The 21,175-nt window shown below is 44.5% G+C and carries 14 protein-coding genes; 4 read left to right on the top strand and 10 right to left on the bottom strand.

What is annotated here, in order from left to right:
• Positions 1–22: 22 nt before the first annotated feature.
• From ABHV44_RS02010 to ABHV44_RS01965, 10 genes are all read right to left on the bottom strand, one after another.
• A complete protein-coding gene (locus tag ABHV44_RS02010) occupies positions 23–583 on the bottom strand; it encodes a hypothetical protein (RefSeq protein ID WP_459072968.1) in 561 nt (186 codons plus the stop codon).
• A 34-nt stretch (positions 584–617) separates the two neighbouring features.
• The gene (locus ABHV44_RS02005; RefSeq protein ID WP_459072967.1) at positions 618–2,486 is read right to left on the bottom strand and encodes a GmrSD restriction endonuclease domain-containing protein; all 1,869 of its coding nucleotides are present in this window, start codon (positions 2,484–2,486) and stop codon (positions 618–620) included.
• Between the two features lie 119 nt (positions 2,487–2,605).
• A complete protein-coding gene (locus tag ABHV44_RS02000) occupies positions 2,606–3,292 on the bottom strand; it encodes a hypothetical protein (RefSeq protein ID WP_459072966.1) in 687 nt (228 codons plus the stop codon).
• Positions 3,293–3,309: 17 nt separating this feature from the next.
• Complete coding sequence (locus tag ABHV44_RS01995; protein WP_459072965.1) at positions 3,310–4,728, bottom strand: restriction endonuclease subunit S; 1,419 nt, start codon at positions 4,726–4,728, stop codon at positions 3,310–3,312.
• Positions 4,682–6,298, bottom strand: a complete 1,617-nt coding sequence (locus ABHV44_RS01990; RefSeq protein ID WP_459072964.1) for an HsdM family class I SAM-dependent methyltransferase — start codon at positions 6,296–6,298, stop codon at positions 4,682–4,684. Before ABHV44_RS01990 ends, ABHV44_RS01995 begins: the two co-directional genes overlap by 47 nt.
• Entirely contained in the window at positions 6,295–9,354 is a 3,060-nt protein-coding gene (locus ABHV44_RS01985; RefSeq protein ID WP_459072963.1) for a type I restriction endonuclease subunit R, read from the bottom strand. Before ABHV44_RS01985 ends, ABHV44_RS01990 begins: the two co-directional genes overlap by 4 nt.
• A gap of 94 nt (positions 9,355–9,448) precedes the next feature.
• Complete coding sequence (locus tag ABHV44_RS01980) at positions 9,449–10,552, bottom strand: PD-(D/E)XK nuclease family protein (protein ID WP_459072962.1); 1,104 nt, start codon at positions 10,550–10,552, stop codon at positions 9,449–9,451.
• Positions 10,553–10,702: 150 nt separating this feature from the next.
• Positions 10,703–11,431, bottom strand: a complete 729-nt coding sequence (locus ABHV44_RS01975) for a hypothetical protein (protein ID WP_459072961.1) — start codon at positions 11,429–11,431, stop codon at positions 10,703–10,705.
• Positions 11,432–12,068: 637 nt separating this feature from the next.
• Positions 12,069–12,398: a GIY-YIG nuclease family protein gene (locus ABHV44_RS01970; RefSeq protein WP_459072960.1), complete on the bottom strand. Its 330-nt coding sequence runs from the start codon at positions 12,396–12,398 to the stop codon at positions 12,069–12,071.
• A complete protein-coding gene (locus tag ABHV44_RS01965; protein WP_459072959.1) occupies positions 12,385–15,915 on the bottom strand; it encodes a two-component regulator propeller domain-containing protein in 3,531 nt (1,176 codons plus the stop codon). The genes ABHV44_RS01970 and ABHV44_RS01965 overlap by 14 nt, the downstream gene beginning before the upstream one ends.
• A gap of 90 nt (positions 15,916–16,005) precedes the next feature.
• Here ABHV44_RS01965 and ABHV44_RS01960 point away from each other — a divergent pair, with 90 nt between their 5' ends.
• The 4 genes from ABHV44_RS01960 (at position 16,006) to ABHV44_RS01945 (ending at position 21,090) form a co-directional block, all read left to right on the top strand.
• Positions 16,006–16,578, top strand: coding sequence for a hypothetical protein (locus tag ABHV44_RS01960; protein ID WP_459072958.1), 573 nt, complete (start codon positions 16,006–16,008; stop codon positions 16,576–16,578).
• A gap of 332 nt (positions 16,579–16,910) precedes the next feature.
• Entirely contained in the window at positions 16,911–19,136 is a 2,226-nt protein-coding gene (locus tag ABHV44_RS01955) for a helix-turn-helix domain-containing protein (protein ID WP_459072957.1), read from the top strand.
• Between the two features lie 73 nt (positions 19,137–19,209).
• A complete protein-coding gene (locus ABHV44_RS01950) occupies positions 19,210–20,190 on the top strand; it encodes a c-type cytochrome (RefSeq protein ID WP_459072956.1) in 981 nt (326 codons plus the stop codon).
• Between the two features lie 156 nt (positions 20,191–20,346).
• On the top strand, positions 20,347–21,090 hold the full coding sequence (locus ABHV44_RS01945; RefSeq protein WP_459072955.1) for a tryptophan-rich sensory protein: 744 nt from the start codon (positions 20,347–20,349) through the stop codon (positions 21,088–21,090).
• The last annotated feature ends 85 nt before the right edge of the window (positions 21,091–21,175 follow it).

The following is a 21,175-nucleotide window of genomic DNA, read 5'->3' as shown; positions in this document are numbered from 1 at the left end:
CTTGAAAGCTTTAATCGAAAGTTCAGAAATGAATTTTATCCATCTCATTTTTAGCTCTTCTCTTCATTTTCTTACTATTGAAAATGTTACCTATTACTTCAGAAACAACCTCCCTTCTGAGGGCGATATTTGAACTATTAGTTAGGTCTACTGGATCGTTAATGGACGTGATGCTAAGAGCTCTTTTGATCCTGGGATAGGTCTTCAAGATGTCATCCTCTATTTTAGAATTAAATAAAGAATTGGGATTCGTGAAATACTGTTTCCCATTGTTGATAACAGGTAGGACATCGAGCATGCCATCAATCCATTCAACTGCAATAGGTAAAGGAACATAACCGTACTGAATGTAGAATAGTTCTTCATTTACAAAGTCGATGAACTTCTTCCTTGTCTCGTTATCAAAATAATTCTGTGCAAGAAAATTATCCTGATACTTGTTGACCAAATTGTTAACTACCTGAAAATAATTGCTCTTCTGTTTAAGTCTGTATGATTGTACTGCGATTATTATTGCTGCTACCCCTAATACATTTACAAGCACAACAATAATATCTTTCCAAGTAGTAAATCCATGTTCCATAGTTAAAAGCTGTTTTTACTTGATAATGCAGATTTCAGTATTCTCCTAGTTCAGTTGAATCCACTTCTTCCCCTTCAACTAGCTTGTAGACAGCTTTTGAAATCAGTTGGGCTCTCTTTTGAACGAAGTTGTTGAAGTCCGTTTTGATCTTTTCTGCTTTCTCTCCTATAGTGAGTCCTTCATAGTCGCCTGCCTTTAGTTCATCTACTGGAATCAAGTGACTTTGTAGGCGTTGTTTAATGATGGTTTCAGAGGCCCAATCATAACGTTCTTTTAAATAAGTCAAAGGCTCTTTTCTGCCAATCACACGATTTGTTTTGCCGGTGATAAGAGCGCAGTTTAGTGCAATCGTGCTATTGATTTCCTCTTCAAAGTAATCATTGGCTTCCTTTACTAAAGCATCAGGGAAAATGTGGTGATACTCCCTTTTTCTAACGTTATCGGAAGTTATCTGTGAACCGTCAGCAAAATCGTATGCTCCAAAATAATTTGCCACCGCCAGAATTCCTCGACCTCTGATGCTCACTCGCTTCGGCCAGGTGATGTGGAGAAGCTCATCAGCAGTCGCAACTGGGAATAAATCGCGATTTAATACAGGGATGTCTTTCAAGGTATACTGCTGCCCATTTTCAGGTTTGATTCCATTTGAAAGGAAACCGACCATGTTCATGTAGTCTGCAAAAGCACGAGAAGCGGCTGAATTTTCATATCGATCGGTGAAGAACGAAGACCACAAATATTTTTTTAGGAGTATGTGAAGCTGACCTCCCTTATCTCCATGTTTATCAAATTGAGTATACAATGCTGCTATTACAGATAGCACCGCATTGGTTGGCAGTCGATCTTCATCGAAGATTCGATTCTGTTCCATAAAAGTAGCCATACTCGCTAGTCCCTGAACCATCGAGTCCCATTTTCGAACTACTTCGTTCTTGTCCATATCCCAAATACCCCGTTTATTAGGAGCTTTATTTTGCATAAGTGCGCTGGTGTAAAGGATAAGAAAAGACAAATCGAAATATCTCGAAATAGAGGGATGTTCAGTATTTAATTTCTCTTGCAGTTCATGTAGTGAGGTGTCCTGTAAACCTTCAATTTCTGCTACTATGATATCGTACTGTGTGAGTGGTTTACTATTTGTGTTCATATTGATGAAAACACTCAGCGCGGTTTCTTTAGAAGTAGATGATGGCAGGGCCAAAAAAGGCAAATTGTAATGTTTAACTGTTTCTCGATAGCTGTTGATAACCGTACTTAGCCTCTGTTTCTTTGCAGCATAAACTTCATACTTCTCTGCAAATTCTGAATCTTCGGACTGTGGTTTAAATGGGGTAAGAGCAGCGACAATCCAATCCTCTATTTCTGAGCTTATATCTTCTGGACGCAGAAGTTCTAGCGGAATGCAACCTCGCTTTAGAGACTCAGTGGGTTCGTCAGCCCAGAGAGGCATCATTTTGTCCGTTTTCTTCTGGATCCACCTATTCTGGACTATTGCAGTGGCAGCTTTTTCTTCATCTACATCCTCCAGAGGGCCGTTCTCTTCCCAATAGGTGTCATACTCTTTCAGATAGAGAAAGTACTTTTCCCACTCGTAATTGTTGTGAAGAGCTCGCCATATTGCCGTCAACCTTTGTTGTCCGTCCAGAAGTTGCTCATGAACCTTTGGGAAAGGAGGCTCAGTAAATTCAGCAGTGACCAAATAGCGAGATATGAACTGCTCTTTATCGACATTTAGAACAAGGGTTATTCCCAGTGGTAAATCATTGATAATAGTGGCAAGCAAACTAGAAATTCTGTTCCTATCCCAGGATTCATGTCTTTGAAAGCGAGGTAACTTTAGCTCTCCGTGTCTAATTTTATGATACCAATTCTCTATTTTTCTGTCACGTGCTTCTACGCTCATTTTTGCTTTCGATTTTTTGTTAAGGTTTCTTTAATCATTCCCCAACCTTCACCTGACCGTTTGTCAACATAGACAACAGCAGATGAAATAGAGGGGCAGGATTCTCGTTCAAATGACCGTTACCTCCTTCTTGCTAACTCCTTTTCCTTCTTCACAATTTCTTCTTCAAGAGCATTCCTTGTTGTATCCAATAAATCTCTTGTTGCTAAAGCCTTTTTTAACCTTTTAATGCTTTCCCTTAGAGTGTCCTCAGGCGTCTCGCTCAATTTTTGATGTTCATCCTTCACAATTAAAGCTGCTTCTTCTCTACCTTTTCTATTGTGATTACTGATCTGAACGAATTCGTGAAACTTCTTCAAACCGTCTCCTATTGCATTCAATTCCACTTTTATACCCGAGAGGGATATGTTTAACTTCCCTCCTGAGAGTATTACAGCGCCAACTAAAGCCAGACTCGCTACTGAGATGGTGATCATCAATGGGCTCTGCTTCCTAATTTGTGATATAAAAAGTTCTGAATCACCTAAGTCTTTATTGTAGTAGCGTGTTATAGAATTCTTGCTTAAACCTTCTTTCTCCAGTAAAATAGGTAGCTGTTGACTTAGCTGTGATAATCTTTGGTCTTCTTTTGCAGTGTCATAAAGAAGAAAATCTTGAAATAATTCGGGCTTGTTTAATAAGTAACCGTAAACTCCTTTTAAATGTCTTAGAAATTCTGCTAAGTCATCTAGCCGGAAGTCTTTTCCTTCCTTGCCAAAAATTAAGACAGTCTCAAGCTCGTGGTTTGGTTTAACTGATAGTTGCATGTGTATATGTATTAAAATTATTTTTTATAATTCTCCCTCTCCTCCGCAGCAAAATTCACCACATCCGATTTCTCATAATTCTTCTTTTCCGAATCTTCATCAGAATTAACGTTCACCTGCCCGTTCATTAGCATCGGCAACAGCCAATCACGCAGCGAGGCCAGCTCTTGATTTTCTTGCTCCAATACATCTTGTTGAGCAAACATTGGTGCCACTGTAGCTGTGAATTTTTCAATCAGTTCATGAGGAGGTGACGCAATTTCTACTGTCTTTAATGTGGAAGAGGATATTTCGGCAAAGGTGGAACCCGAAGCTTTTTTAATAATTGCGGGTAAATACAGCTGGACCGTCAGAAAAACATACTCGGTTGAAAATCCATCATTGGGCACGAGTGATTTAAAGCCTTGATTAGTGGTCACAGGTTCTTTGGCAATTGCCATGTAACCCACAGGCGCACGAGACGAAAGAAGAACCGTTCCCTTTGGCATAATCTTTAAGGAAGCTGATTTTCTCCCAGCTTCGGTTACATCAAACTCACCGTGGCTAATAAACCTCTTACCCTTTCTACCCGCAAGGTCTTTTGGCGTGATCCATGGAATGCCGCTACCTCCAGCAGTGAAATATTCCTTTTTGGCTTTTGAGGGAGTACTGCCACCGATTATATCGCCAATTTCAGAAAGTGAGTAATTTCCCCATCCCTTCGGTACCTCCCTCTTCAGCTGCTCATTCCACACCATCGCACCACCGCTACTTTTGTAGGGCTTGCCCTCAAGTTCTGGATTACCCATCTCAGCGGCCTGGGCAGCGGAGATCGGAAAATCAAACTGTACAAACCAATAATCATAAATCGTCTTGGCCAGGGCTTCCAGCTCCGCATTGATGCGGTTGTTGAGTTCGATTTTGGAGTCGAGAGAGGAAAGTGTTGAGCTTATTTGTTTCCACTCAAACTCTTCTGGAACTGGAACCTCAAGATCTTGAAGGGATTTAAGAGACAAGTTCTTTATTGTGGAACCCGTAGCAACGTTCCAAAAATACTTCTGGATTTCAGGTAGTTGGAAATAGTAAAAGTAAAACCTGTTGATCGGACTCTTAAAGTTCAGATAGGCAGCACTTTTTCCCAACATCACCTTCTCGCCATTGTAAAAGCCAAGCTCCCCTATCGTTCCATTGATAGAGATCAAGAGGGTGTTTTCATTCAGCGGGATATGGTGTTTTTCAAGTTCTTCCTCAGAAACGGTCTTAGTGTTTTCCGTGATCTTGATCGCCCCGTTCTCTAAGTTGTTACCGTTAATAAAGTAGATTTCCGAGTCTGAATACTCAGGTGTGCCATGCAACCCATCACCGATTCTATGGCACAAACTCTTCAGAGTAGCTTTCTTCCAAGTAGTTCTAGCCATAAGTAAGTTTTTGAAGGCTATTCTGAATGTTAGAATCAAGGTTCTTTGACTCCGCAAAGAGCTTATCCAACCTTTCCTTGTAGCCGTCCATTTTTTCTTCAAATTCTTTTGGCGAAATATCCACATACTCAATCTTCACTTCAAAATACTGCCCCGCGCTCAGGCTGTAGTTTTTGGCCTTTAGTTCCTCGTAGGGTACCACCACAGAAAAGTCGTCTTCGGCCCGCTTGCTGTTGAAAACCTCAATGATGCGGTCCTCCTCTTCATTGCTGAGCAGGGTCTTTTGGTTTTTGCCGTCCTTCACCTTTTTGCCCAGGTTGCTGGCATCCACCAGCACCACGTCTTCCTTGTTGGTTTTATCCAGAAAGAGGATGCTCACATTGGTGCCCGTGGTGGCAAAAATGTTGCTGGGCATGCTCACCACGCCTGCAAGCATACGTTCTTCCACCAGCTTTTGACGGATTTTCTTGTCTATTCCGCTCTGGGCAGTAATGAAACCGGTGGGTACCACTATGGCTGCCTTACCCGTTTCATTGAGGCTATGCATAATGTGCTGGATGAAGAGCAGGTAAATGGCCATTTTGTCTTTGGCCTTGCCCGGCACTTTCGGGATGCCTGCAAAAAAACGTTCCTGATTTGTTTTGCTGTCCAGGCTATCGCGATACTCGCTAAAGTCCAGCTTGAAAGGCGGATTACTTACGATGTAATCGAAATGCTCCGGCCAGTCTTTACTGTGGTAAGGCTTTAAAACCGTGTTTCCTTCAATGATATTCGGAATACTGTGCACCAGGTTGTTCAAAATCAGGTTGAGTCGCAACATCGTGCTACTCTTTTGACTGATGTCTTGCGAGAAGATGCTACAACGATCTTCTCCAATTTGGTGGGCCAAATTCATAAGCAGCTGACCAGTTCCCGCTGCTGGGTCGTATAGTTTTTTATTACCGCTTTTGTCGGTCACCAGACAACGCGCCATAATCTTCGCTACAGCATGCGGAGTGTAATACTCGGCATACTTTCCACCACCATCTTTGTTATAATCCTTAATCAGATATTCAAAGATAGTTGCGTAAAAGTCGAACTTCTCTTCAAAAATATGTTCAAAGCTAAAAGGTGTGAGCTTCCCGATTATCGCTTTACAAAAATTGTCTCTTCGCGAAGTGTCATTGATGTATTCACTCAAACGATCAAAAAGTGGAATGCGCGAACCACCCTGGGTTTTCACTGAAAATATGTCGCTGTTTGTAGCAGCGATATCACGGAGAGTATCGTCCAGCGTTTTGTGAAATTCGTCCTCGTTTTGTCTGGAGGCCAGATAGCTGAGTAAGTGCTTTGGCTTCAATACCGCCACGTTTTCACCCAATTCCATGAGCAACATTTCATAATCGCTGGAGGACATATTCTCGAGCGTCTCGTGCAAGTTATCGGCATCTGCCAGTTCGGGACGATTTCTCTTGACATCACCTACAAACTTGTCGTTCATCAGCTTGTACTGAAACATCTGCACAATGATCTTGTACTCGTTTCCGTCATTGCCGAGGCCGTAGTTCGCACACACGCTCTTGAGGTCATCAATGAGCTCTTTCGTCTTTTCTCTGTAATCAACTGTCATGCAGCAGCTCCGTTAAATTCGTTCAGATATTCTCGCACCACCAGTTTATTGATGAAGCGAGTGTGATCTGCATTAAGATTAATATTGTTTTTCTTCTTGAACTCCTCAATGATCTTTTTCATCACCATTCGCTCAATAAAAGCCTCATTGGTCAGAGCCTGAGCATTTTGCTGCACATAATCATCGGTGGCAGTTTTCAGGTCGTTGAGAGCTTTGAAGAGTTTTAATTCGTCATCGGTTGGCTCGCCTTTTTCCATCAATCTTTTGTGGATGCGAGCGTACTTGGCGTCATTGTCATATTTGGCACGCAAAAGACGATTCTTTCGGTCGTCTTCAATAGCCTTGTCGTAAATTTTCCTCAACTCTTTGATGTTAGATTCCATTTCCTCCTTCGAAATCTCATTGAGGTTTTTCTTCTTGAACAGGCGCTCCAGTTCCTGGCGCAAGTTTATGAATTCAGGTGAAGATTTATCAAGGTTATCAGACAAAGCTTCACGAGTTCTTCTCAGAATATCTTTTAACTGATCGGCCAAAACTAATTCCTCAGACTTTACTTTAGTGAAAGCGAAAAGTACATCTTCCAAGGCTATGTTCAGCAACTGCTCGCTCTCACGCCCATGCTCCATTGCTTCACGTTTGTTAATCAGATCCAATCGCTGGTTGGCCAATCGAGCCAGAACATTTAAGTTTCGAAAGTCCAGTTTTTCTAGCAGGTCGAAATTGCCAGTCAGGCGAATAAGGTTGTAAAGACTTTTGGAAGTATTTAGAGCTTTCACGATTTCCAGCACCGTTTCCCGGTCGTTAATCTCACTCAACTCTGATGAAAAAGATTCCTTGTTACTTGTGGTGTAAGGAAAAAGTATTCGGGAAATCCGGTCTATTTCCTCTTCAATTTCTTCAGGCTTCAGGAAGAGGTCCGAGTAATGTTGCAGGTCATCTCCAAGCTCTTCTTGCAACTCATCAAAATAAGCTTTGTTGGTTTTATCGAATTCCTTTTGGATGTCGGCAAAGTCAACCACATAACCAAACTTAAAGTCTTTGTAAGTTCGATTAACTCGCGTAAGTGTCTGAAGCAAGTTGTGAGATTTCACCACTCTTGCCAGATATAATTTCTTCAACCTCTTAGCATCAAAGCCCGTGAGAAGCATATTGTAAACAAAGAGGATGTCGATCTTCCCAGCTTTGAAGCTGTCTACATGATCTTTTCTCTCTTGTTTGTTTCCTTCATCATGTAAGATGAGAGCGGCTGTATCTACCTTATTCCTTCTTGACCTGTAAGTTGCTCTTTCTTCAGCTACCTGGCTCAAAGGTACATTCGCATACATTTCCTGAAAGAAGTCATAAAGTTTTCGTGCTTGTTCAGAAGAGTCACAAACTACCATGGCTCCAACACTGTCGTCACCAAACTGAATGCGAGATTGCTCAAAATCTTCAACGATATAATCAAGCATCGGCTCAACAAAACTAGGATGAGCGTAAACTTTCTTTTTATCTCCTTCTCCTTTGAGAATGTTTATTTTTTCTAATTCATCCAGTTTCTCCTTCATTCGATGCGCAAAGTCTGTTCGGATCTCTTCGCGAATCAACCGCAGCGTGTAGCCATCTTTGATCGACATGTTGTAGTAATACTTGTGAATGTAGTCACCGAATAAAGCTTTCGACTTTACATCTCCGCTGATTAGTGGTGTACCTGTCAATCCGATCTTGATGGCATTCTTATCGGAGTTTTCCAGATTCGCTAGGAAACTTCCTTCCGGAGCATAGCTTCGGTGAACTTCATCAAGGAAATACACACGCTGAAGATTTATATCGTAATCGGTGTTGCGGATTACATCAGGATCATCTTTGAATTTCTGAATGTTCACGACAGTAATTTCCCGATTCCCGGAATAATTGTGAACCGCCATGGTTGATTTAATTTCCTTGGCAAACTCTTCGCGAGAGTCGATTCGATGAACTTTCAATCCTCTGGCTTCAAATTCCTGAGAAGCCTGAATGAGCAAATCCAGGCGGTCAACAATGAAGTAGAACTTCGGAACCACGCCTTTCTTCTGGAAATAATCAGTTAAAAAGTGGACGTTGAAATAAGCCAAAGCCGTTTTACCACTTCCCTGAGTGTGCCAGATAATTCCTTTCTTGATTCCCTCGTCCAGCTTCTTTTCAATTGCTTTTGTGGCAAAGAGTTGTGGATAGCGCATGATGTGCTTTTGCAATCCTTTTTCTTCTTCTACGTAAGCAATGGCATAGCGAAGAATGAAAGCTAATCGCTCTCTTCTGAACAGTGAGGTGCAGATTCGATTGGTCGGCTTTTGTGGTGACTTATTTTGTAAAAACTCGGGAGATGTCTTGATCGCGATCAAGTTATTGTCGCGTAGAACTTTGTTCTCGGTAGGTTCTTCGATCTCCGGCAGTTCCTGATTTATAAATTCTGGATCATCTTCCCTGAAATAGTTGAAGCCTGGTTTGCCATAAGCCGTAGTTGCATAAAACGCACCTTGCAGAGGCTCTATCTCACCGTCCTCATACTCCATGTTATTGGAGAAAACCATCACCTGAGTCAGATTGAGCAGCTTGCGAAACTTCTTGTTTTGAAACCTGCGGAACATGCGCTGCCGCTCAGCGATTATTCCATCTTTGTTATTCGGAATTTTCACTTCGATAAAGGCAAGTGGCATTCCATTTACAAGAATGGTCACATCAGGCCTGAAGACATCTTCATCATTTTTGTACGGGAGCTCAGTAACTACATGAAAGCTGTTGTTGTCGAAATCGTTGAAGTCGATCAGCTTAATTCCAGTTCTGGCTACGAGCTTTTGGTAAAAGGCACGACCCAAGTCTTCATTGTCGAGAAGTAAATTTAGATCCTCGTAGTATCTCTCCACTTCTGCAGCACTTACATTAGGATTAATTCGCAACAAGCTCTCCTCAAAAATCTCAGGAAAAATATTCGTTCGCGAATCCCAGTTTGCATCCTTCAAAGAAAGATACTTATAACCCAACCTGGTCAGGTGCAGGATAGTAGGGATTTTCACACGAGAATCTTCGTTGAAGGCCATTGAGAGTGCAGAATTAGTCGAGCCAAAATAGCAAAATCGGAAAACTTGCTTGTAGGCTTACTTTCTTCATTTGTTTACGCTAATGATCTAAAAATTAATTTTTATTTGATTTTTCCAGTATTCCTTTCAGCTTTTCCCTCACAGGCTCAAGGTCATTTTCTATTCCTTCAATCAGGGTAGCAGCCATTTGATCCATCTTCTCTTTTTTTAAAGTATAGGTTTTGGAAACAATATGCGTAACATGAGAAAGGTTGCTATGGCTCAAGTTCAATTCTCCTTTGGAGACCTCGTCCTTCATTTCTTCTTGATAACTCTCTCTTACGCTTCTTTTGTCTCCTGCGACTTCAAGAATTACCAGTACTTGCTTTTTCTCAAGTATTTCCAGTGGCAACAAAGTGTAGTACACCTGATCGTTGTTATTGGATTTGATGTGTCTCCAGGAATCACTGTTTCCGAAGAGCTCCAGATCAAAATGTCCGGCAACTTCGTGAAGCTGTGCAATGACGTATTTTAAAGCTTCACTTTTGGTTTCGATAGCTTTGTCAACTTTCGAGGAGTAGTCAAAGTAGAATTTTGCCTGTTCATTCATTTCGCTAGATTTTGTTAAGCGATTCATATTATTTACGAAGTCATTGAAGTACAGATAATCCTTCATAGGAAGGTTTACCGGAAGCCCTTTGCTGCACACGTTATTCAGCCATTCCCAATGGGTAACACTGATGAAATTTTCATTTTTAATGTCGAGATCCGAAAATGGGTTTATAGCGAGCACAATTCCTACCTTTCGATTGTCGGCATACGGAAACCGATTCCAGTAATCTTCCAAATCATTGTCCAGCACGTGGTAAACTTTCGCCTCGATGATCACAACACTTTGAGAAGCTTCTGATTCGATCACAATATCGATTCGCCCATTGCCAGTTCCTAGCTCCAGCATGACTTCAAATTCAGAAAAATCCAGTTCCTTCTTAACTTTCTTTCGGGCGTATTTTTCTTCGATCAGATCCTCGAGCGCCTCGAGCATCAGCGGACTTAGCAGAGGAGAAAGCTCAGGATCCAAGAAGTAGCTGTAAACATTGCAGATTGTAGTTTCTCGAGTGGAATGACCGGCAACGTCCAGAAATCCAACTTCGCGTGGAGTTGCTTCGGGAATGTCAAGTGTGAGGACTTGAAATAAATCCGGGTCCAAATTTTTCATGAGCCGAAGCTAGGAATTTAAGTTTGTACCTTTTTGTCCAACCACGTCACTTCACTTAGGCACCACCTAAAGTCGGTGCCCCTTAGTGACCCCTCCCGTGAATCAACTACACACCGCAGGGCCTTAAGTGATTCTGACAAAGGGCCAGTTTCAATTTTGACTTCCCAACCTGTAGAATTCCAAGTCCCAATAGACAACTCGGTTCAATTCCTGTTCATGTTCTGGGAGATCCGGTGGAAGTTGAAAAACGTCCAGATAGGCATCACCCTGATTGCAAATTAGAGTCTTGTTTCTTTTTAAACCTGAACTAAGCGAGTCAATAATCAGTTGGAGTCCTTCGCTTGGAATTGAATCCCTCTCGAATAAACTAATCAGGGTTTGTTCCAACTCTTGCTGGGCATGAATTCTCCCTTTGGAGTAATGGGGATGTATTGAGAGTATTGAGTCGAGTTGGTTAGGATTGATTGCTTTCTTTCTGGATCTTTCAGGTTGGTTGAGGAACTGCTCTATTCCCAGGTCCAACTGTGAGGCTTTAAATGAAATTGAATCCCGCTTCATGGTTAGTAGAACATCATCCGTTTCGGGTACAGTCTTGAACCACGCCCTGGAAATTGGTACTGAAATAATCTGTTTTGTCTTATGATTTCGAATTAGCAGGTAGTCTGTACCATGAGACGTGTCCTGCCAAAGAAGATACACTGTGGCTTGCAAGCTCTTAATCTCAACGCTGTCTTGAAAAGAGTACATATCATGGAAGTGTTCCTCTTTGAAATCTACCATGACATCAGAGAAGTAATCCCTATCGCGATATTCTTTTTCACTGTCAGTTGGAGTAGTCGCTTTTTCAACTTTGTCTTCTGGTGGGTTGCAGGCTGCCAAAAGAATGCTGAGGATAAAAGTGAATAGAAATCTCATGGTGTATTCAATTCTAGTGTCTTAACCATTTCTACCCCTCACCAACTCTCTCAAAAATCAACGGAAACCTTACGGGTACAACTTCCTGAAACTTTACTGCTTCGCCATTCTGACGAGCGGGCTCTTTGAATTTCTCTTAGCTCAGTTGAAAGGTCGTTCTCCAAGTACGATGATTTTATTCACCACCCCCGACTCTCACCGGCAGAATGAATTGAATTTTAACAGGTTCGCCTTCCTGAAACGTGGTTGAAGGGCTGCTCTACAACAAAAAGTTGAGAATCGACTAACGGCCGGGCGTGGAGAAGATGAAGGTGAAAGGGTTAGCAAAGGCCAGCGCGCGGTGGTGGATCAGGAAAGGCGGGGAGGAGAAGAGTGGGGTTTCGATGGGCCATTGAGGTGAACTCGCGAGACCCTGAACCGAGTTCAGGGTGACTCGCTTTCAATTGACGGTTACAGTGAGTTGGGCTCCACCATCTAAAGAACGATTGTAGAATAGAAACGAAAACCCTCCCACCCAAATCGTCCAATCGAAGACGGTCGTCCTGAACTGTCACACTGAACTTGTTTCAGTGTCAGGACCTGTGCAAGTACCCCGCAATAGTCATCCAGAATCCCCAAACCACCCTTCACTCAAATCCCTCAATTCCGGGTTTCCTTCTTTTATCAGATTCCACTTCCAATCGCGGTGCCAGCGTTTCAGTTGCTTTTCTCTGTTGATGGCGTTCATCATGCCGGGGATGGTCTCGAGGTAGAGTAAGTCACAGCAGTTGTACTTGCTGGTAAATTTTGAGCCTTTAGCAAACTTGTGCTGGAAGACGCGTTTTTTGATGTTGCTGGTAACTCCAACGTAAAGGGTAGTTCTATTGCGGTTGCTGGTGATGTAGACGTAACCGGTTTTCACGATCGTAATAAACCTCCTACTCCACCACAACTCTTCCTCTTTTCACCACCTCTCCCGTCTGGCTGAGGATGCGGTAGAAGTAAACTCCTGAGCTGTGGCTGCTAATGTTGATGGAGGTTTTTTGCGAATCCACAAGCTGGGTGGTTAGCAGTCGGCCTTGCGTGTCGCGGAATTCTATGGTGCGTGCTTCGCCTTTCGAAACTTCAAAAATCAGCTTTTCGCTTGCCGGGTTTGGGTAAACACGTACTGCAATCGCTTCACCTTCTTCTACGCTGATGATGATCACCTCAACGTCCAGGCAGGTGGTAAACTCTCCGCAGTCTGTCGTGAGAGTTAGACAGACCTGGTAAGTTCCGCTTTCTGCGTATGAGTGAACCGGGTTTTCGTCATCGCTGGTGTTTCCATCTCCAAAATCCCAGAGGTAATCGCCTTCAGAGGAATTGTTAGTAAAAGTCACCTCGCCCTGATCTGAAGTGAAATCGAAATCCGCTTCTTCTGCTTCGGGCTCGTCAATGACCACCTCAACGTCCGCTTCACACCCATTTTCGTCCGTTACCGTGACGGTGTAATCTCCTGCTGAGAGGCCTTCAAAAGTTCCGTTGGTTTGTGGTGTGCCTCCGTCCAGACTAAAAAGGTGAGCACCCGTTCCTCCGCTGGCTGTCACCGTGACGCTGCCATCACTATCCCCAGCACAGGTTACATCGTTTGAAGATTCAATTTGTGCCGTAAGTTCTTCAGGTTCGGTGAGTGTGGCTGTGGCTTCTGCTTCGCATTCGTTGGAGTCTGTGACCGTAATCGTGTAGGTGTCATCACCAAGGTCGGAGTAGGTTACAGCATCGTCAGAAACATCTGTATCGTTGAACGTGTAGGGCGCTTGTCCGCCAGTTGCTATGGCGGTGATAGCTCCGTTGGATTCTCCAAAACAAAGTGGATCAGTCGCATCCAGTGTCAATTCAACTACAGCTCCAGCGGCAATTTCTGCTGTAACCTCCGCTTCACAACCGTTCGCATCGGTCACCGTGATGGTGTAGTTTCCTGCTGCGAGACCGTTGAAAATTCCGCTGGTTTGCGGTGTGTCTCCGTTCAGACTGAAGAGTTGAGCTCCTGTACCTCCGTTGGCGGAAACTGTGATGCCACCATCGTCAAAGCCAGCGCAAGTAACATCTGTCGATGATTCAATTTGTACGCTAAGTTCTTCCGGCTCAGTAAGCGTTACCGTTGCTTCTGCTTCACATCCGTTGTTGTCTGTGATATTCACGGTGTAGTCGCCTGCAGCAAGATCTGAGTAGGTCGCAGAATCGTCAGGTCCGTCAGTCCAATTGAAGGTGTATGGTTCTGCTCCGCCTGTTGCCGTAGCAGTGATAGTTCCGTTGCTTTCTCCAGAACACAGCGGAGAAGTCGATTCAAATGTGATATCCAGTTCAGTTCCACCAGCGATGTCTGCAGTTACTTCTGTTTCACATCCATTTTCGTCTGTTACGGTGATCGTGTAATTCCCCGCAGCCAGCCCACTGAAAGTGCCGCTGGCTTGTGGTGTTTCTCCGTTCAGACTAAAACTGTGATCGCCTGTTCCTCCGATCGCTGTCACTGTGATGCTGCCATCGTTTTCGCTTGCACATGCTACGTCCGTTGTAGATTCAACTTGTGCGGTGAGTTCTTCTGGTTCGTTGAGTGTTGCTGTAGCTTGTGCTGCGCATCCGATGGCATCAGAAACGCCAATGGTATAGACTCCTGCAGAAAGATCAGTGTAGGGAGGAAAACCCTCTGGTGCGCCAGTCAAGTCGAATGTGTAGGGTTCCTGTCCGCCCGTTACAATGATCGTAATGGATCCGTTGCTGTCTCCAAAACAAAGTGGATCAGTTGCTTCGAGTGTCACTTCTATTTCTGCTCCTGCGGCAATTTCTGCCGTGACTTCTGTTTCACAGTTATTATCGTCTGTAACAGTGATGGTGTAGTTTCCTGCTGCCAGGCCATTGAAAATCCCGCTAGTTTGCGGTGTGTCTCCATTCAGACTAAAAAGATGGGCGCCTGTTCCTCCGCTGGCAGTAACGGTAATGCTTCCATTTTCTAGACCTGCGCAAGTTTCATCTGTCGAAGATTCAATCTGTGCGGTGAGTTCTGTTGGTGCAGTTAGCGTTGCAGTAGCTTCTGCTTCACATCCGTTGCCGTCTGTGACGATAACTGTGTAGTCGCCTGCAGCAAGATCAGAGTAGGTCGCGGCATTGTCAGGACCATCTGTCCAGTTGAAAGTGTAGGGTTCTGCCCCGCCTGTGGCTGTGGCTGTGATGGTTCCGTTGGATTCTCCAAAACACAGCGGAGATGTCGCATCCAGAGTAACCTCCACATCGGCTCCTTCTTCTACGGTGACATTGACTTGAAGCTCGCAGCCACCGACTTCCGAAATATTTACGGTGTATTCGCCAGCCCCGACATTATTGTAGGTGTCAGAATCCTGTGGGCCATCCACCCAGTTGAAAGTGTAAGGCTCTGTTCCGCCTGTAGCGCTGACCGTTATCGATCCGTCTTCATCGCCCAAACAAGTTGGGTTCGTCACATCGATTTGATCAACCTGAAAAGTGCAGGTCTCGAGTTTTGCCAATCCGTTGATCGTTCCTCCAACCCATTTGACATCATTTTCACTCACATTGACTGCCCGCACCAGGTTATAAGGCAATTCGGAATTGGTGTCTGTGTAGTGCGTCCAGTTGGTGCCATCAAAATATACCAGTCCCTCAGAGAACAAGCCCATCCAAAGTCCTCCAAAGGAGTCGATAGCGATTTCCATGATCTCGTTCTCTGGAAGTAGTGAGTTATTCTCGTTGTAATTCGTCCAGTTGGTACCATCAAAAAAGGTGAGCCCTTCGCTTCTCATCCACAATCCATCGCTGTCTACTGCCAGTGCTCGGACTTGATTAGATGGTAGGTCTGAGTTTGATGTGTTGTAAATTGTAAAGTCGGTGCCGTCAAAAAAGGCGAGGCCAGAATTGGATCCCAACCAAAGATCATCATTTTCATCGATGGCAATCGATCTTACATAATTGTTAGGAAGGTCAGAGTTGTCGGTGTCGTAAATTGTCCAGTTCGTTCCATCAAAATGCGCAAGTCCGCCAGAAGTTCCATTGAAATTGGAAGCTCCTATCCACGCGTTCCCATTGGAGTCTAGTGCCATCGATCTTATAGAATTATCTGGAAGTGGTGAGTTAAACTCATTGTAGGTCGTCCAGGTAGTGCCGTTATAAACGCCCAGTCCACTGGCAGTTGCCACCCAAATATTGCCATCGGGATCAACTGCAATCTCTCTGATATTGTTACTCGGCAAACCTGTACCATTGCCGTCATAAGCAGTCCAGTTGGTACCGTCAAATTTTCTTATACCGAGGTTTGTGGCAACCACCAGATCTCCGTTGTTGTCGAATGTCAGATTACGAATTTGATCACTTGGCAATCCCGAATTGTCCGGAGTGTAAATTGTCCATTGTTCGGTTTGAGAAAATCCCTGAAGTGAGAAAATCAGGACGCTGAGAGTTAGGAGCAAGTATTTTACCATCGAAAGATCTCTTTTGGTTGAAAGTTGAACCAAAGCTACAACTTCCCTCAATTTTTTGCCCTACTTTATCAGCTCACCTTTTTGAAAAACATGGTCGATAAATCGCTAAAACGTTCGCTTCCCTTTTGGGGCATCCTGGCTTTTGTAGTGGGGTGGACGGTGCTGCTGTTTTACTTTTCACCGAGGGAAATCGTAGAAATGATCGGTGTCAGCAACAGCTATCTGGTGGTTTTTCTGGTGGCGGTGATTGGCGCGTTTTCGTCTTTCACCACTTTCTCTGCCTACCCGGTGATTGTGACCATGGCTGCCGGAAAGCTAGATCCGCTGTTCATCGGACTGGTTGCCGGAATCGGCCTGGCTATTGGCGACACGTTCTTCTACTACTTTGGTGTTTCAGCGCGTGGCGTGGCTTCCAGCAAGCTCAAAAACTGGTTGAGCAACACACTCAAATGGCTCAAGAAAAAATCCGACCTGGTGATCCAGCTTTTTATCTTTGGTTACGTTGGCTTCACTCCTTTCCCCAACAACATTCTCACTGGTCTGCTCGCGCTCAGCAATTATCCGTATCGCAAAGTTGCCCTTCCGCTGATTTTGGGAGATCTGGTTCTGCCGATTGTTGCAGCTTATCTAAGTGCGAAGGGAGTGGAGTTTTTCTTTTCCTGAAGGTAGAGGCACAAAAAGGTGCAAAGCTACCAACTCCAGTGTTTTAAAATGAAGACATTAAGAGCTTTCATTGAAGTACTTAAGTAGACCTTAATGAACCTTCATCACTTCATGTTCTTCATGTTTTAGAGGAAGGCAGCGGAACGAAATTATGTCGTCATCGCTGATAATCCTAAATTTGTGCTCGTCAGGGATGGACTGCGAATCGCTGCTTTGTTGAGAAAAGAAGCTGCTGTAAAAAGTTCTAACCTCAGGCGTAATCTTTTGATTCTCCAACATTTGAATTACTCATCCGAACTCTGTAAATTCGAGTTTTTGCAAATATTCTTAGCATGCCAACGAAAATCGAATTAGCCGCACAGTTCATCAACTCCACTTCGAGTCACATCTTTCTTACCGGTAAAGCCGGAACTGGAAAGACCACGTTTTTGCATAACCTCGCCAAAGCCACTCACAAAAATTATCTCGTGGTAGCACCCACGGGAATTGCCGCGCTCAATGCAAAGGGCGTCACCATCCACTCGCAGTTTCTGCTGCCCTTCGGCACCTTTTTGCCGGTTCGAAAAGATTTTGACAATGCTCCCGATGGTAATTTCTACACCAGCCACGAACTCGCTCGCAGGCATTCGCTAAACAGCAAGCGCAAACAGGTGCTCCGCAACATCGACCTGTTGGTGATCGATGAGGTGAGCATGCTGCGGGCCGACATTCTCGATGCCATCGACTACCGACTGAAGGCGGCCAAAGGCGATTTCCAACGAAGTTTTGGTGGTGTCCAACTGCTGATGATCGGAGATCTTTTTCAGCTTCCGCCAATCGTTAAAGACCACGAGTGGCATCACCTGCAGCACTTTTATCCGAGCATTCACTTTTTTCAGTCGCAAGCTCTGCGAACCGATGGTTTCACCTACATCGAGCTCGACAAGATTTTTCGTCAGCAGGACCAGAAGTTTATCGACATCCTCAACAACCTGCGAAACGATCGCTGCACAGCAGAAGACATTGCTGCGCTCAACGAGCACTACTCGCCCGACAAACCCGCAGATGACGCCATCACCGTCACCACCCACAACCGACTTGCCGACAGCATGAATCGCGATGCGCTCGATGCCATCAAACAGCCGAGCCACTACTACGAAGCCTCGGTGGATGGCGATTTCCCGGAACACATTTTTCCCATTCCCGAAAGTCTGGAGTTGAAAGTGGGAGCCAAAGTGATGTTCATCAAAAACGACACGGAAGAAAACAACTACTTCAACGGAAAGCTGGCCGAAGTCATCGAACTTGACGATACCGACATTTGGGTGAAAATGGATGGTCACGACAAGTTTCAACTCGAGCGACACACCTGGAAAAACATCCGCTACACCATCGATCCGAAAACCAAAGAGCTCGAGGAAGAAACGATCGGGACTTTCACTCAGTTTCCGCTAAAACTCGCCTGGGCGATAACCGTTCACAAAAGCCAGGGGTTGACCTTTGAAAAAGCCGTGATCGATGTGGGAAAAGCCTTTGCTCCGGGGCAGGTTTACGTGGCGCTTTCGCGACTGCGTTCGCTCGAAGGGCTAACCTTGCGCACCAAAATTTCGGACAGCGTGATCAGTTCCGATCAGGAAGTGGTTGGCTTTTCTAGTCGCTACAAAAGAGACGAGGAACTTCCCGAGCTTCTGAAAGCCCATCAAAGTCGTTTTCTCCACCAGATGCTCACCGACACGTTCGACTTTACGGCCGTGCCGAAGCAGATCGACTACATCAAAAAGAAGGCAGGCGACAAGCTCGATTTCGAAGATGAAGAAATGCGCACAGCTCTGGATGACATTAAGCAAAAATTTCTTGACGAGCACATCAACACGCAGCGCTTTCGCAACCAAATCACCATCCTGATTCGCGAGGGAAATCACAAGTTGCTGCTCACTCGAGTGAAAAAGGGAAGCGCCTACTACCTGAAGTTTCTCAGCGCTGTCAACCTACAGCTTCTGGTGCACATCGAAGAGGTGTCGCAACTTTCGAAAACCAAGACTTACACGAATTTGCTCAAGGAGCTGGACCAGCTGATCGCCAAAAGCATCGAAGAGGTGCTCAAGGCCGAGTACTTGAGCGAATGTATCGTCAAAAACAAAAAGATTGAGCCGCAGGAAAGTCTAAAAGCCGAGCGCGATAAAATTCGAAAAGAGCTCGTGGCTAAAGCCGCTCAACATGTGAAAGACAACCCAAAAAACCTTTCCACGAAAACCGGCCGCAAGCGGAAAGGACTTGCAAAAGGAGAAACCTACGACAAGACTTTTTCACTTTTCCGCTCCGGGAAATCCATTGCCGAAATTGCCGATGAGCGACAATTGGCGAAAACCACCATCGAAAGCCACATCGCCCGCGGGATCAGTTTGGGAGAAATCAGCATTAAAGAAATCCTCAAGAGTGACGAAATCGAGAAAATCGAAACGGGTTTTGGAAACAATTTTCACCAGTCACTCAAAGACGTTCACTCAAAACTCAAGGGAAAATATAGCTTCGGAAAAATCAGAATGGTGCAAGCGGTGCATCAGAGGGTGGATGATTAATACATCACTGTCTGTCAGGCCAATATAGTATTTGACTAATTTGGTGGTAACCAAAATCAAATACTTACTAGCTATGCGAATCCTAAAAATCTTTGGGATCATTCTGCTGATCCTTATCGTTGTGGTTGCTGGAGCAGCAACCTATGTTTCGACTGCCCTGCCCGATGTTGGGGAGGCTCCTGAGCTCAACATTGAAGCTACTCCCGAACGAATTGCTCGTGGAGAATACCTGGCGAATAATCTTATGGGCTGCATGGATTGTCATGCTCAACGAGACTTTTCAAAACTCACTGGACCGGTTAAACATGGGACAGAAGGCGCAGGAGGTGAACTCTGGGACGAAAAGATGGCTTTCCCGGGAAAAATGTATGCTCCCAACATCACTCCCACAAATCTCGCAAACTGGACCGATGGAGAAATATATCGCGCAATCACCGCAGGGGTAGATAAAAATGGAGAGGCACTTTTCCCGATCATGCCCTATCCACATTATGGACAAGTGCCAGATGAAGAAATTTACTCGGTGATCGCCTACTTGCGAACATTGCCCGAAAAGCCGGGATCCTACCCGGAAAGAGAACTCGATTTCCCTCTGAACTTTTTGGTGAACACCATGCCGAGCAAGCAAGAGTCAAAAATGAAAATCCCGGATAAAACAAATAAGTTGGAGTATGGAGAGTATCTGGTGAATGCAGCTGCTTGTTCCGATTGCCACACGCCTCAAGTGAAAGGCGAATATCAGATGGACAAATTCATGGCTGGCGGAATGAGTTTTGGACTTCCCGAAGGTGGAGTTTCTACAGCAGCCAACATCACTCCCCATCAGGTGACAGGCATTGGCCGGTGGTCAGAGCAATCGTTCATAAATCGATTTAAGGAATACAGCGATTCAGTTTTCGAACCATCTTCAGTAGAGAATGGGGAGTTCAACTCCATTATGCCCTGGACTTACTATTCACGCCTGGGTGAAGACGAGTTATCCGCGATCTTCACTTATCTGCACAGTTTGGAGCCCATCGAAAATAAAGTTGAAAAGTTTGTGGCGAAAAAGTAGGTGTGAGCAACGAAAGGGATTTAGACAGGAGAAACCCCCTAAAAGCCGCTGGTGGTTTTTCCCTTGTTTTGTTGAATAAATGTCGTGATTGTAATTTAATACAGGGAGCAAGATTCAATTTTCTACATTAGTGTTTCCAAAAAAACCTAATCTACTTTGAACCGACTCTTAAATCTATTGCTGATTTTAGTGATCATTGGCTGGAATTACTTCACTACCTCCCTACCGCTAAATGATGTCACGCTCGCTGAGCTCTCAGAGAAATATGCTACTCTCATAAATCCCGCTCCCTATGCATTCTCTATCTGGGGACTGATCTACCTGGGATTGATCGCTTTTGCAATTTTTCAACTCACACCGGCTGGCAGGCGCTACTCTGCAATCGACAAATTTTCTCCGGCCCTGTGGGTTAACCTGTTCTTCAATGGAGTCTGGCTCGCATTTTTTCATTTCGAACTCATTTGGTCGAGTTTGATTGCCATGCTCGGAGTATTGGTTTCACTGATCTATATCAATATTTTGATCAACAAGGAGGAGAAAGCCGTCCCCCGCTGGGTCGCCTGGCTATTTCAGGTTTACTTCGGCTGGATCACCGTTGCAACAGTGGTCAATTTCTCTTCGTGTTTTAACTCCTTAAACTCTGACTTGCTCATGGCTTTCAGCGAGCAATTTTGGTTTTATACTTTAATTTCTATTGCCACAATTCTCGCGTTTGTCGTCCTACAAAAATTTAGAGCTTTCTTTTACAGCCTTACCATTGTGTGGGCCTTTGTTGCAATTTCCCTCGACCAAAACGACTCTGACTTTGGTCTCTTCTATTTTCCGCTAATCTTGGCTGGCGTCATCCTAATCTACTCAGCAATGGCGGCCGTACGCGGCAATGGCCGTGTGATCTATTAACCTCTTCAAAGATTGGCTAACCTCCGGGCTTAAACTATCTTTGCAGCCAAATTAGAGTCAGCCACTAGAGAATTCAAAAAGTCCA

It is taken from the genome of Halocola ammonii (genome assembly GCF_049334165.1).
Classification (GTDB): domain Bacteria; phylum Bacteroidota; class Bacteroidia; order Flavobacteriales_D; family Sanyastnellaceae; genus JBEGHD01.
The sequence above is the reverse complement of the archived record's forward strand: the minus strand, read 5'-3'. Positions and strand labels throughout refer to the sequence as shown.